The 14,597-nt window shown below is 68.5% G+C and carries 9 protein-coding genes; 2 read left to right on the forward strand and 7 right to left on the reverse strand.

Features of this window, described 5'->3' with window-relative positions; genetic code table 11:
* From MJ785_RS06945 to MJ785_RS06970, 6 genes are all read right to left on the reverse strand, one after another.
* A partial coding sequence (locus tag MJ785_RS06945; RefSeq protein ID WP_239380218.1) for a DNRLRE domain-containing protein occupies window positions 1-6,333 on the reverse strand: 6,333 nt, incomplete at its 3' end.
* Window positions 6,334-6,865: 532 nt separating this feature from the next.
* Window positions 6,866-7,528, reverse strand: coding sequence for an endonuclease NucS (gene nucS, locus MJ785_RS06950; RefSeq protein ID WP_239311830.1), 663 nt, complete (start codon window positions 7,526-7,528; stop codon window positions 6,866-6,868).
* A 242-nt stretch (window positions 7,529-7,770) separates the two neighbouring features.
* A complete protein-coding gene (locus MJ785_RS06955) occupies window positions 7,771-8,343 on the reverse strand; it encodes an HD domain-containing protein (RefSeq protein WP_239311834.1) in 573 nt (190 codons plus the stop codon).
* Window positions 8,344-8,420: 77 nt separating this feature from the next.
* Window positions 8,421-10,436, reverse strand: a complete 2,016-nt coding sequence (locus MJ785_RS06960; protein WP_239380219.1) for a protein meaA — start codon at window positions 10,434-10,436, stop codon at window positions 8,421-8,423.
* Window positions 10,437-10,490: 54 nt separating this feature from the next.
* Complete coding sequence (locus MJ785_RS06965; RefSeq protein WP_239347936.1) at window positions 10,491-11,111, reverse strand: hypothetical protein; 621 nt, start codon at window positions 11,109-11,111, stop codon at window positions 10,491-10,493.
* Between the two features lie 86 nt (window positions 11,112-11,197).
* On the reverse strand, window positions 11,198-11,542 hold the full coding sequence (locus MJ785_RS06970; protein WP_239311824.1) for an STAS domain-containing protein: 345 nt from the start codon (window positions 11,540-11,542) through the stop codon (window positions 11,198-11,200).
* 396 nt (window positions 11,543-11,938) lie between these two features.
* On the opposite strand from MJ785_RS06970, the gene MJ785_RS06975 reads away from it, so the two are divergent.
* Window positions 11,939-12,322, forward strand: a complete 384-nt coding sequence (locus MJ785_RS06975; protein WP_239311822.1) for a hypothetical protein — start codon at window positions 11,939-11,941, stop codon at window positions 12,320-12,322.
* 241 nt (window positions 12,323-12,563) lie between these two features.
* Here the strand turns inward: MJ785_RS06975 and murA are convergent, their stop codons facing one another.
* A complete protein-coding gene (gene murA, locus MJ785_RS06980) occupies window positions 12,564-13,850 on the reverse strand; it encodes a UDP-N-acetylglucosamine 1-carboxyvinyltransferase (RefSeq protein WP_239311820.1) in 1,287 nt (428 codons plus the stop codon).
* Between the two features lie 158 nt (window positions 13,851-14,008).
* Here murA and MJ785_RS06985 point away from each other — a divergent pair, with 158 nt between their 5' ends.
* Window positions 14,009-14,581, forward strand: a complete 573-nt coding sequence (locus MJ785_RS06985; protein WP_239311818.1) for a cob(I)yrinic acid a,c-diamide adenosyltransferase — start codon at window positions 14,009-14,011, stop codon at window positions 14,579-14,581.
* The last annotated feature ends 16 nt before the right edge of the window (window positions 14,582-14,597 follow it).

The following is a 14,597-nucleotide window of genomic DNA, read 5'->3' on the forward strand; positions in this document are numbered from 1 at the left end:
CCCCGCATCATCATGATCGGTATAGGTGGTGAACGTGCCCTGCGGCGAGCGCTCCGTCGCCGTGGCCGCCCACACCCGGTTCAGATCGTCATACGCCAGGAACGTCCAGGCCCCGACCGCGTTCACCGCCGACGTCACGTTCCCCGCATCGTCATAACCCAGCCGGCTCACCCCGGCGGACGCGCCAGTGACCTGCGGTTCGGTGACCGCCACCGGCCGGTTCCGCCGGTCGTACACCGTCGACGTGGTCTTCCCCCGGGTGTTCACATGGGTCAGGACGTTGCCGTTGCGGTCATATGTCCACGACTCGACCGGGGTGAGCACGCTCCCGCCCGGCGGGGTGTAGGCCGGGTAGCTCGTCTGGGTGACCCGGCCCAGCCGGTCCACGATGCGGGTCGTGACCAGCCCGCGGGTATCCCGACGGTGGGTAGCCTCCCCGAACGTGTTGTACCCGACGTCGGACGTGGGACGACCGCTGGTGGCGGTCGCGCCGTTCTCCTCCACCAACACCGGCGGCGCCTTGCTCTGGGTGACCCGGCCGGCCGCGTCCACGCTGCTGTTCGTCAGATACGCCGGGTCCGGCGACCCTCCCGCGACGTACCCCCGCGGATCCGCGGTCCCGGTGACAAACCCCCGCTGATCCCGCAGCGTCGTCGACACGAACGTCGCCGAGCCGTCCCCGAACACCGCCCGCGACGTCACCCGGGACGCGTTGTCATACCCGATATCGACCCGCCCGGTCGTGCTCGTCCCCGCCGCACCCGACACCGCCGAGGTGACATCATCGTTCGCGTCATAGGCCAGGTCGGTGGTGCGGGCCAGCCCCGCCGGATCCACCGTCGACCGCGTCGTCCGCCCGGCCGCATCCACCACCGTGGTCACCGTCAACCGGCCACCACCGGTCGTCACCCCGACCGGATTACCCGCCCCGTCATAACTGCGATCGGCCAGCACAATGTCACGGGCAGCTGGACTCGACAGCACCCCGTTCACGGTGTCCGGCGGCCGGTAGCCCACCAGAATGTCCTGCCGCGGCAGATCATCCAACCAGTAGGTGTGCTGGACCGTCCGGCCCAGCGCATCGGTCACACTCGCCAACCGGCCCGCCGGGTCGTAGGCCCGGGACTCGGTCACCACGTCCCGCGGCGTCGACCCCGCCACCGGATCATCCACAAAACTCTTCACCGTGGTCGTCGCCAGCAGGTTCTTGGCCGTGTACGTGAACGCCGTGACCGTGCCCTGCGGATCCGTGACCGTCGCGGCGTTCCCGTTGTCGTCATACGTCGTGGCCGTGGTCGCGGCCTCCGCCGCCCCCGCAGCCGCGGTCGTCGACGTCACCCGGTCGTCGTTGTCATAGGCGTACGTCGTCGTCCGCGCCGCATCCCCACCGGTCGCATCCGACACCACCGTCTGGGTGCGGTTCTCGTTCAGGTCGTAGGTGTTCGCCGTGACCCGGGTGTGGGTCACCCCGGACACCGGGTTCACCACCCCGGGCTCGGTCACCTGCGAAACCCGCGACAGCTTGTCGTAGGCCGTGGTCGTGGTCAGCCCCGCCGGGAAACTGTCGGAGGTCTCCCTCGCCGTGACCCGCCGACCCAGCTCGTCATAGCTGTAGTCGTGGACCAGCCCGACCGGATCGACGTCCCCGCGCAGATCCCCCTTGCTGTCGTAGGAGAAGGCCGTGACCTTCCCCCGCGGATCCGTCGTGGACAGCAGCACATCGCGCGGGACCGTGCCACCACCGGTCGCCGATTCCGTGCCCGCCGCATACGACCAGGTCGTGGTCCGCCCGGACGGGAAATCCGACGTGGCCGGCACGGTCTTCGCGACCAGATCCCCCAGCACGCTGTAGGCGAACGTCGTCGCGTAGGTGCTGTCGGTCGCGGACGCCGACCGGCCGTCCCGGGAGACCGTCATCAGATCGTTGCGGGGATCTCCCGGCGCCCCCAGAAAATAGCTGTAATAGTCGCTGTTCGTCTGCTGGGTACCGCCCGTGACCGCCCGGACCGTCGTGCGGGCCAGAATGTTCCCCCGGGTATCGGTCTGCAGCATCAGCAGGTTGTCGTTCTCATCGGTCACCTGCGCCAGGAAACCCCGGTCGTTATACGCGAACCGGCGGTTCCCCGTCCCGTCCCGATGCGAAATCAACTGGCCGTTCGCGTACTCCCAGTCCTCGGCGTGCCCCCGCGGGTCCGTCACCCGCACAATCACCGTCGGACTGCTACTGATCACCGTGAACGTGGTGCGCTTGGCCAGCCCCTCCTCGCGCCAGGCCACAGTCCCGTCCAGGTTGTACCCGATCGTCTCCGCGACGTTCCCCCGCGGCAGGATCGTCTGCCCCAACAGCCCGTTGAACGCATAGGCGTACGTCGTCGGCGTCGACGACCGCGGCGAGACCACCGAGGTGAGGTTGGCGCCGGTGTAGCCGTACGACCAGACCACCGGCCCGCCGTAGGCGCCGACCGTGTTCGTCGCCACCTGGCTCACATGCGTGCCCGACCAGGTGAACGCCAACGACCGCCCCGTCGTCACGTTCAACGCCTGCGTCAACCGGCTGGTCGCGTCGTAGCCCAGCTGCAGCTGCCGACCGGCCACATCCGTGACCCGGCTCAGCCGGCCATCGGAACGGAACGCCGACGCCGTACCGGTCTTGTCGATCAGCAGGGTGGCGGCGGTGAGCACCACGTCGTCCACCCGGCCCGACCCGGTGCCCTCGGTGTACGGACCCGCCCGGGTCCCGAACAGCACCGCCGGATCGGTCACCGACATGATCTGTGTGCCGTTCCGCAACACGATGATCGATGGCCCGTTCGTCACCACCGTCAACGTGTCCGACGTCGTGCAACAGGAGCTCGACGCATTGGCGACCGTCGTGTCAACCCCACTGACACGCTTGATCAGCCGCCATTTGCTCGCCGACGGCACCGCCACCAACCGCCAGAAGTTCGCGGTGTCCGCGACCCGGAACGCCAACCCCATGTTCGCCTGGGTGACCGGCTCGGTGAAACTGAACGACCCGTCCGCCGCCGCGTTCACCACCAGCAGGTTCTGGTTGCCAGCCGCACTCGACACCAGATACGAACGGTTGCTGTCGACACCCCAGACGCCGGCCAGCGCAGTCCAGGCCGCACCGCTGTCCGCCACCCCGGCCGACGTCGACGAGTTCCCCCGGGTGAACGAATCCCGCTGCTGATCATCCAGGGTGGCGAACCCACCGACCCGCCCCGCACCCGTCGCCAACCCGTACAACCCGGCCCGCGTCGCCGTCTGGAACGCACCGTCGCTCGCGGTCGCGACCACCCGGTCGTTGCGCGACACCGCGATCGACGACCCCGCCGTCGTCACCGCGAACACATCCGACGCCGCGCAGCACGCGTTCGACGCGGTCGCCACCGTGCTCGTCACCCCGGCGACCCGTTTCGCCAGCACCAGCTGGTTCGCCGACGGCTTCGCATACAACATCCACAGGTTGTCCGCGTCCTGCACACGGAACGCGACCCCGAGATTGTCCTGCGCCACCGGCAGGGTGAACCGCACCGTGCCGTCCGACCCCGCCGGCAACACCGCCACACTCCGCCCGGAGGCGGCCGACACCAGATAGGCGTCGTTCCCCGCGATCCCCCAGGTGCCGGCCAGCACCTGCCAGCCCTCACCCGTATCCGCCGACCCCAACGACGCGTTCGAGTCCGCCCCGGTGAACGACGCCACCCGCGGCGACGGCCCCTGCAACAGCGAGTAGTAGCCAAGCGACGGCACAAACGAGCCGTCCGGGTTACGCCCGAACCGCGACACCCGCCCATCCGGATACCGGACGGCGAGATTCCCCTCCCCGGCCAGATCCGGCGCGATCGCCATGTCGTACTGGCTGGACCAACCCACCCCGAACAGGCCATCGGCCGGGTTCCGGTCGTTGTACGTCCGGGTCACCCCGAGCGCCGGCCCGACCCCCGCCACCGACGCGTCCACCGTCGACGTCGCATAGTTCCCCACCACCGGCGTCACGTTCGCCACCGCCGGCGCATACGGATCCGCACCCAGATGACCCTCAGGACCAGACAGGGGAACCTTCGTCACCAGCCGGCTCGGCGACATCGCCGCGCTGGGAAGCTGGAAGTCACCAACCCAACCCTGCCAGTAATACGACTGGTCCCACGACAGGACACCCTTCGGCGGGCTCCACATATTCGAGCTGATCCACCCCGACGACCAGCAGCTCCCCGAATTCGCATCCGACCCGGTACACAACTGGAAGTTGAAGTTCACCCCCTGACCCGGATAGTTGTCCGGGTCATTACCCGTCAGCGTCAACGTCGGCGTCAGCGAGTACACCGCCGCGCCATTCATGGGCGATGCCGAGGTCACCACCGGCGCCACGTTCGGCACGATCAACCCCTGCGAAAGGGTCGGTACCCCCTCGTCGTAGAACCAGGTGGTACCCCAGTTCACCATGTCCCACCGCAACGTGTACGTCCCCGGCGCCAACGGATTCACCGTCGTCAACAAATCGATTGTCTGACCCGGATTCACCGTCGTCGGCAGCTGCGTCGCGTACCCCTGATGCACCAGCTCGGTCGTGTTCGACGCGTCATACACGTGATACGACAGCATGTAGTTGCTGTTCGCCCCCCACGCGTCCCGGCCGGTGTTCGTCAACCGGACCCAGACCTTGCCCTGCTGGTTGTTCGTGAGCGGCTGATCCCACACCGGACTACCCGACGGATAGCTGTACTGCGCACCGTACGGCGTCCACGTGATCGACATCTGCGGCCGGTTCGCCGCCGTGGCGGTGTTATTCGACAGGAACTTCTTCCACGCATAATTATCCGTCGTACTCGCCCGGACCGACGTCCCCGTGTTCGTCTTCCGCCCGTGCGTCCAGTCATCCACCAGCGCGGTCAACCGCGGATCGCTGAAGGAACCCCAGTTCGCCGGGCACGACGACGAATACCCGTAGGCGAAACTGCTCTGCGCGACCTCCGGGCCGATCGCCGCCCCCGGCCACAGCATCGTCGTGCCATCCCAGGACTGGTTCACCTCGTACAGGCTCACCGGCCGCGCCGTACACGACCACGACCAGCTGTTCACCAGCGAAACGGTCACGCCCAGGACGTTGACCTGGTTCACCGCCGCCGTGCCCTGCCAGTTGATATAACCGTAATTGACGTCCCCGCCGCCGTTGTACGTCCCGACGTGAATGTCGTCCAACGTGTTGTAATGCGAATTCGGATACGCCGACGACACGTAGGTGTCGTCCGCCCACGCCTGCAACACCTCGACCGACGGGTCGACCTTGACCGGGAACACCCGCGCCGGATCGGACAGCCACCCGGCATCCAGATCCACCTGCAACGCCGCCCGGCCATCCGCGGCGGTCACCAGCGAGTAGACGACACCCTCCGAATACGCCCCGCTGCCCACATGCGGATCAACCGCGGCATCCTCCATCGACCCCCGCGGAATCACCGCCTTCACCGCACCCGCGCCGTCAGCGAGGGAGATCTGCTGGGACTTCCCGTCCAGCGTCGCGGTCAGGCCGTGCAACTCCAACGGGAACGTCCACCGCGTCGGGGCGTCCACCGCGCGCAGGACCAGCGTCTCCTTCAACCCCGACAACGTCCCCGCCAGCCACACATCCGACGACTGCCGCACATCCGCGTACGAGGCCGTCGCCCCCTCAACCGTGGCCGCGGCCGGGCCCGCGCCGGCGATCCCGAACGACACCGACGCGCCGCCGGTAACCTGCACCGTCGCCAACCGGGGATCATCCGCGGTGTCCGCGATGTCCGCGGCGTGTTCGACCGCCGCCACCCGGTGCCGCCCCCCACCCGCCGCCACCAGGGCCGTGTCGATGTCGACCAGCTTCCCGCCGGCGTTGGTGAACCGCTTCGGCACCGAATACACCTGGGTGGTGTGAGTCCCGTCGGGATTGCTGTACTCGTCGCTCCACACCGTCCGCCGCTCGGGCAGCTCGACCTGGCCCGGCTGCGGTTCACGTGCCACCGGCGCAATCGCCGGGGTCACCGTCGCCGCCGCACCGAAACGCGCCACACCCGCGGACGGATCCGGTTTCGCCAGGTCGACCGGACGCGGCGCCTCCTGTGCCGTGGTCGCCACCGCCCCCGCCACCGCCGGGACCACCGCACGGGCCTTGTCCGCCGCCGGTGCCTTCCCCGACTGGGACTGCGCCGTGGGCACCTGCGTGTCACGGCCCGCCGCACTGCCGTTCGAGCTCTGCGGCAACGCCACCGTCCGGAACGGATTCACCAACGGCGCCGGCCCGCCCGTACCGCCCCCGACTATCCGCAGCATCACCAGCCCGGTCAGCACCAGCACCGGTACCAACCCGAATGAGATAGCCGCCAACACCCGCCGAGACACCCGGCGAGAGAGCGTCCGGAGACGAGCGGCAGAAAGCCGGCCACGCATGAATAAACTCCGAAGATCTGACGGCAAAAACCTACATGAGCCCACGCCAACGGACAGCACCGGACAACAGCGCGGCCCGACAAGAAAACCCGGAGTGACCCGCACGCCCAGATGAACGCGCGGCAAACAGCACGAACAGAACGACCAGCACACCGCAGACAGCTCACCGCGGGTATGTCGAGTTTTTTGGCGGTGAGATCAGGGCATGTTCCGAAAGCTGGCTGTCCGGCTCTCTGATCGAACGACGGCTCCCGGAAGACGCCTAACGGGCAGCCGGCCGCTACCCGGACGCAAGATTAGTATTTATGCCTGGTACAGGTGGATTCACGTCGCGCAGCATTGCACACGAACCATCGCGGAGTCGAGCTGTTCAACGGCGGCCGCAACAATAGTTCGTTCGTTGTTCTTGGCGGGTGTCGCTATCGACTGCGTTGGAAAATCAGAACAGGGTCGGGATCGCGGGCGCCAGTCCGCGCAGGGCGTCGTAGTCGACGGTGACACAGCCCAGACCGCGGTCCGCGGCAAGCAACCGCGCCTGCGGGGTGATCGACTGCGCGACCAGGATCCCGCGCACCGGATGCGGCAGGAACGGGTCCGCCTCCAACCGGGCAAGATAGCGGGTCAGCTGCTCGACGCCGTCGATCTCGCCCCTGCGCTTCACCTCGACAGCGACACTCCCACCGTCGGTGTCGCGACAAAGCAGATCGACCGGACCGATGCCAGTCTCGTACTCCCGGCGCACCAGGGTGAGGCCGGCGCGGATGGCATCCGGCCGCTCGGCGAGCAGTACCTGCAGGTGCGCCTCCACGCCGTCCTTCTGCAAACCCGGGTCCACGCCGAGATCGTGCGACGAGTCATGCATGATCTCTTCGAGGGTGATGACGAGCTGTTCGTCCGCTCGGTTGGTCACCCGCCAGACGCCGTCCGCCTCGGCGATCACGCACGGCGGGCTCATCCAGTTCAGCGGCTTGTAGGCCCGCCCGTCCGCATGGATGGACACCGACCCGTCGGCCTTCACCAGCAGCAGGCGAACAGCGCTGGGCAGGTGTGCGGTCAGCCGGCCCACATAGTCGACGCTGCACCTGGCAATCACAAGACGCACAGCCCCGGACGCTATCGTGCCGCGACCTCGCCACCTACACCCGCTTAGAGCGCCCGGCAATAGGGACGCGGCGTCGCGGGGCTGGGGCACGCACCTCGCTGTGTTGTCGTCGGTCACCACCCAACACCAGGGTGGCTCCCTCCGCCGCCTTGCGATGCACGCACCCCAGCCCCGCTCCTTGATCCACGCCCCTATTGCCGGGCGCTCTTACCTGTCCACGGTGCGTCCCTGCCCCATCCGTCCTATCCCATCCGTGCCCAGTCCGCCTTGCGCCCGGCAACAAGATCGTCGAGTAGCCGGACACGGTCAGCGTAACGTCGCGTGTAGCGGTCCGCCTGATCCCGCGGCAGCCTCGCCAGCCGCGCCGGGTTGCTGTTGTCGGCCATGTCCGCGCGTTTCACCACGACCGCCAGGTCGTTGCCGGCTACCCGGGTGAGATAGTCAGGCACCGGCTCCCCGTCGCGGTGGGTCAGCGCGTCGACCGCGGCGACGACCTCGGGCGGATAACCGAGGGCGGCAAGGTCCGCCAGGGTGACATCGGTGTCCTCGACGACGTCGTGCAGCACCGCGGCCAACCGGGCGTGGTACGGGTCGACAGCGGCCCGCTCCGCGGCGGCACCGACAGCGTCCATCACCCGCAGCGGGTGGCCGATGTAGTCATCACCGATCTTGTCGAGCTGGCCGGCATGCGCGCGGGTGGCCAGCTCGACGGCGTCCCGCAGGGAAACGGGGGGCGCGGCCGGCCCGCTGCTGTCCTCGGCCCGTCCGGCGCCCCGCGCCGACGCGCGTTGGGGATGGGTGCCCTCGTCAGCCATCACCCTCTGGACGCTACGCGGCCCCGGGCGGCCCCGCACCACCTGTCCGGGTCTCTGGGAGGCCGGCTCAGGCCGGCTCAGGCCAGGCCATTCGCGGCGCGGACGACGTCCACGACCCCACCCATGATTTCGGTGAGACCGTAGTCCTTCGGTGTGTAGACCGCGGCCACACCGAGTGCCCTGAGACGCTCGGCGTCCGCGGGCGGGATGATGCCGCCGACGATGACGGGTACGTCACCGATCCCGGCTGCCCGCATCCCGTCAAGGACCTGGGGCACCAGCTCCAGATGGGAGCCGGACAGCACCGACAAGCCCACGACGTGCACGTCCTCCTCCACCGCGGCGGCGACGATCTGCGCCGGTGTCAGCCGGATGCCCTGGTAGACGACTTCGAAGCCGGCGTCGCGGGCGCGTACGGCGATCTGCTCGGCACCGTTGGAATGCCCGTCCAGGCCCGGCTTGCCGACGAGGAACTTCAGCCTGCGGCCCAGTTCCCGCCCGGTCTCGGCGACCCTGTCCCGCACGCCGGCAAGCTCGGCGCCGCCAGCGTGTACCGCGGCGCCGGACACACCTGTCGGAGCCCGGTACTCACCGAAGGTGTCGCGCAGGGTACCGGCCCACTCCCCCGTGGTGACTCCGGCACGGGCGCAGACCAGCGTTGCGGCCATCAGGTTCGTGTCGGTCTTCGCCGCGTCCCGCAGGCCCCGCAGGGCATCGTCCACGGCGCGCGCGTCACGATCGGCCCGCCAGGTCGCGATGTCGGCACGGGCAGCCTCCGCCACCGCCGGGTCCACTGTCTGGACCGCCGCCGTCAGGTCGGCGAGCAGCGGATTCGGCTCGGTGGCGGTGAAGCTGTTCACACCGACCACCACGTCCTCGCCGGACTCGATGCGCATCCGCCGGTTCGCCTGCGAAGCGACGAGCTGGGACTTCATATAGCCACTCTCGACCGCGGCCACCGCGCCGCCCATCGCCTGTACCTTGTCGATCTCCTTCTGCGCGGCTCCGACCAGCTCAGCCACCCGCCGTTCGACGACAACCGAGCCCTCGAAGAGATCGTCGTACTCCAACAGGTCGGTCTCGTGCGCAAGGATCTGCTGGATACGCAGCGACCACTGCTGGTCCCAGGGCCGGGGCAGGCCGAGGGCCTCGTTCCAGGCCGGTAGCTGCAGGGCCCGGCAGCGGGCGTCCTTCGACAGCGTCACGCCAAGGGCTTCCAACACGATCCGGATAACGTTGTTCTCCGGCTGCGCCTCGGTCAGGCCCAGGGAGTTGACCTGGACGCCGTAGCGGAACCGCCGGTGACCGGGGTCGGTAACCCCGTAGCGGGTCCGCAGCAACGTGTCCCACAGTTCGACGAACGCCCGCATCTTGCACATTTCCTCAACGAAGCGGACGCCGGCGTTGACAAAGAACGATATCCGGGCGCAGAGCTCGCCGGTGCGTTCGGCCGGCACCTGCCCGGAGGCGACCACGGCGTCGAGCACGGCGATGGCCGTGCACATCGAGTAGGCGATCTCCTGAACGGGGGTGGCACCGGCCTCCTGCAGGTGATAGCTGCAGACATTGATCGGATTCCATTTGGGGATCTCGGTCACCGTGTAGGCGATCATATCGGTGATCAGCCGTAGCGACGGCGCCGGCGGAAACACGTACGTCCCGCGCGAGAGGTACTCCTTGATGATGTCATTCTGGGTCGTGCCGGTGAGTTTCGCCGGGTCCGCGCCCTGTTCCTCAGCGACGACCTGGTAGAGGGCGAGCAGCCACATGGCTGTCGCGTTAATCGTCATCGAGGTGTTCATCTGGCCCAGCGGGATGTCATGGAACAGCGCGCGCATGTCGCCGACATGCGCGATCGGCACACCCACCTTGCCGACCTCGCCGCGGGCGAGCTCGTGATCGGGGTCATAACCGGTCTGGGTCGGCAGGTCGAACGCGACCGACAGGCCCGTCTGCCCCTTGGCCAGGTTCCGGCGGTAAAGCGCGTTGGTTTCCGCCGGATTGGAGTGACCGGCATAGGTCCGAATGATCCATGGTCGGTCCCGCCGCGGACTGGCCTGCTCGGACTGCTCTCGCCGCACCGTATTGGCCATCGCCATACCCTCCCGGAGGCTCATCCGATGACCGGAGCCTACCGGGAGGTAATGTCACGCGCCCGAACAGAGACCTGGACGCCCCCGCCAGGCCGTGAAAAGAACGGGCGGCAACCTGTCACAGGCGCCCGGCCCCTCCACGAGCTGCATCCAGGGGCCGCCGCCGGTCCGCTTCCACACGTGCGGGTTGGGCGGCGCCGAGGCTACGCCGGCCACCTGCGCCAGGCCGACGGCCCAGTACTCGTCGAACGTGCTGTCGCGGCCTTCCAGCGCACCGTAGAAGAGCTTTCCCGGCGGGATGACGACGTCCGCGGTCGTGACGTTCCCGGCGCCATTCTCGCGCAGGTCATAGGCAAGACTCGCGCTGAAGGCACGGCGATCCTGCTCCCGTACCCGCATCTGGTGGGCTGTCCCCGGCAGGCGGCTGCCCTCCCAGGTGGGCGGGTCCAACGCCGGCTGCAGCTCGGACGGTGGCGCGGCGGTCGCCGGGGCGACCAGCGGGACGGTCCTGGCACGAGGCGCGGTCACCAGACCGATAACCACGCCCAGCACGATCGCCACCGCGAACGCGCCGACGATGAGCCCTGTACGGCGCTGGTCAACGGACTGGGCATCACCTCGCCGGTATACCGGACCGCCTGTTGGACCCAATCGCTGCGCATCGACGTCGAGCATTTCCCTCCCCGGCCACAGCCATCATCCCACGACCGAACGCAACCTCATGGAGCTGGGGACCACAGTGAACCAGCGGGCTGTCCGCATCAGGCATGCCCCACGTGCGGCAGGTCGGCGTCCTCAGCCCGCAGGATGCGCCCGAGGCGGTTGGCCGCCAGCAGCTTTCCCAGCGCCATGGGAACCTCGACCAGGAGCATCGACCGCCCGGACCGGCGCGCCCGCAGCGCCCCGCCGAGCAGGACGCCGAGACCCGCATGGTCGGCCAGCTCCAGGCCGGACACGTTCACCCGCAACTGCCCGGTTCCGCTGTCGATCGCGGCATGCAGCCGCAGCCGCAGATCACCGACGGTGCGTACATCGACCCGACCAGCCAGCCGCACGGTCTGGATCTCCATACGTCCCCCGTCGAGAAGCATCGCGTTCTCACCCATCAGGCCTCCCGTCCCCCCTGGCTCATGCCCTGACCGATCGGGCATCCCCGGCGGCCAGGAGTTGTCGGACACAGCCGGAACGCGCTGTTGATTCCTTCCGGTGCCCTGCCGAGAACCGCTGCCACAGCGGCCCCCGGCGACAGGCCAGTATCCATAGTCGCAGAGTGGCGATACGGATGCGCAGGTGTGCGATCCACCTGGGCGTTCCGGTGAACAGGACGGAAAAGGCTGCGCACAGGACTATGTACAGGACGGAAACACCGGCCGAGGCAATCATGACCACGCGGCGGGCCCAGAACTGCGACGCGGGCCACGCATGAACGCCTGCGCGGAGCCGGCCGCGCTGAGACGATGAGATCCGTCCGGCCCGCCGGCTCGGACAGCAGGGAGGTGACGGTGCCACTGAACAGCCTGCACTACACGATCGGCCCAGCCATCGCCGTCGCCGCCACCGCCATGCTTGTGGCGGTGTGCCGATGGGTATTCGCACCGAACCGGACGCGTGGCAATAAATACATCGCAAAAAGTTACGGCGACTTCGGAATGCTGGTACCCGTGGCGACGCTCCGTACATCAACCGAAGCGGCCCGGCTGCGCCAGCTCCTCCGTCAACACGGGATACGGTCCACGTCAGGCGCGGCGCCGCCTGGCCCGATTCAGGTGAACGCCGACGGCAACATCCGCCGCCACTACGTCTCCGGTTGGCACGTCATGGTGTTCCCTGAGGACTCCATGCGGGCACGTGCCGTGGTTGCGGGCACTGACCGCGACTGGGCCTGAGAGCGACCCGGCGCCAGGGGCGCGGCGTCGTGGGGCTGCGGCACACATCTCGCGCTGTTGTCGCCGGTCACCACCCAGCATCAGGATGGCTCGCCCCGCCGCCGTGCGGGCCACTTTTCGATCATCGCCCACATCGACCAACACCCATCAGGCACCCCTGACGGCGGCCCGGCGGCTGCCCGAGAGTGCCGGCCCGGCCCAGCCTCCGGCCGATGCTGTCCCGGCGCGTCATGGCTACCGATCAACCAGTACGCCACGCCGCGTCCGCGGCCGGTTCCCGCCGGATATCCGCGCCCAGCGCCCGCAGCTGCTCGACGAAGTCGCTGTAACCGCGGTCAATATGGTGAACCTCGCTGACGCTTGTCATTCCGTCAGCCATCAGACCAGCCAGCACCAGCCCGGCCCCGGCTCGGACGTCCGAAGCCACCACATGCGTGCCGACCAGGCGGTCGGCACGGCGGACAATGACGTGGTGGCCGTCGGTGCGTAGCTCCGCGCCGAGCTTCAGCAGCTCCCGGCAGAACACGAAACGGCTTTCGAAAACATTCTCGGTGATGAGGGAGACCCCTTCGCTGACCGCCTCCAGCGCGATGGTCTGCGGTAGAAGATCCGTCGGGAACCCCGGATACGGCAGGGTGACCACGTCGATCGACCGTGGCGGCCGGTCCGCGACGACGCGGAAGCCGTCAGGGCGGACATCCACGGCGGCGCCCGCCGCGGACAGCTTGTCGAGCACGATATCGAGATGATCGGCGCGCCCGCCCCGGACAAGTACGTCCCCGCCCGTCATCAGTGCGCCGATGGCGAAGGTTCCGGCCACGATCCGATCCGCGACCGTGCTGTGTGTGGTCGGGCGGAGCCCATCGACACCGTCGATCACCAGCGTGGACGTGCCCGCGCCGTCGATCTCCGCGCCCATCGCCGTCAGCATCGCGCAGAGATCGGTGATCTCGGGCTCACGGGCAGCATTATCGATCACGGTCGTGCCCTTGGCCAGCACACCGGCCATCAGCAGGTTCTCGGTGGCGCCAACGCTGGGGAAGTCCAGCCAGATGGACGCTCCCTGCAGCCGGCCGGCCGACCGGGCCATGAGGATGCCCGCTTCGACATCAATCATGGCCCCGAGCTTGGCCAGACCGTTGACATGCATGTCGAGAGCACGGGTACCGATCGCGTCCCCACCGGGGAGCGCGACTCGCGCCTCACCGCAGCGGGCGACCAACGGGCCCAGCACGACGACGGATGCCCGGATGCGGCGGACGAGGTCGCTGTCAGCCGCCGCGCCGGGCCGGGCTGGCACGTCGATCGACAGCAGGCCGTCGCGGTGATCCCGATCGACAGTCGCCCCGAGCGCCCGCAGCACGTCGGCCATGACCGTGACATCGAGGATGTCAGGCACGGCACGAAGAGTTGTCCGGCCATGGGCCAGCAGGCTCGCGGCCATCAGTTTGAGCACGGAGTTCTTCGCTCCGGGGACATCAACCTCGCCGACAAGCCGAGACCCGCCCCTGACCACGAAGCGTTCCACGGGAGTCGATGCTATGGCCTCGGCAGCCACCCGTCAGCGCGGACCGGCCGGTAGGGCAAGGCCCATCCGGCACACAGGGCCGCCGGCCGGCGCCCAACCATGAACCGGTGGACACGGCAGCGAACCGGTGGACACGGCAACGGCATAGTGTGACCGGCATGGCCATCCACCTGACCCGGATCTACACCCGCACCGGCGACGACGGGACCACCGCGCTCGGTGACATGTCCCGGGTCCGCAAGACCGACCCGCGGCTGTCAGCCTATGCCGACGTCGACGAGGCCAACGCCGCCATCGGCATGGCGCTGGCCTTCGGCGGGCTCACCGAGGAGATCCAGGCGCTGCTCGCCCGGGTGCAGAACGACCTGTTCGACGTCGGCGCGGATCTGTGCACGCCGGTCGTGGAAAAACCGGGCTTCCCGCCGCTGCGGGTCACCGCCGTGTATGTGGAACAGCTGGAGAAGGCCTGCGACCGGTTCAACGAGAACCTTCCGAAGCTGGACTCGTTCATCCTGCCCGGAGGTACGGCCGGTGCCGCCCTGTTGCACGTGGCACGGACAGTCACCCGCCGCGCGGAACGGTCCGTCTGGGCGCTGCTGGAATCCGACCCGGAGCATACCGGCGTGCTGCCCGCCCGTTACCTTAACCGGCTGTCCGACCTGCTGTTCATCCTCGCCCGGGTCGCCAATCCCGGCGGGGACGTGCGGTGGGAACCGGGCGCCAACCGCTGACGGCGCCGCGGCTAAG

Source organism: Protofrankia sp. CiT1 (assembly GCF_917627335.1).
Classification (GTDB): Bacteria; Actinomycetota; Actinomycetes; order Frankiales; family Frankiaceae; genus Protofrankia.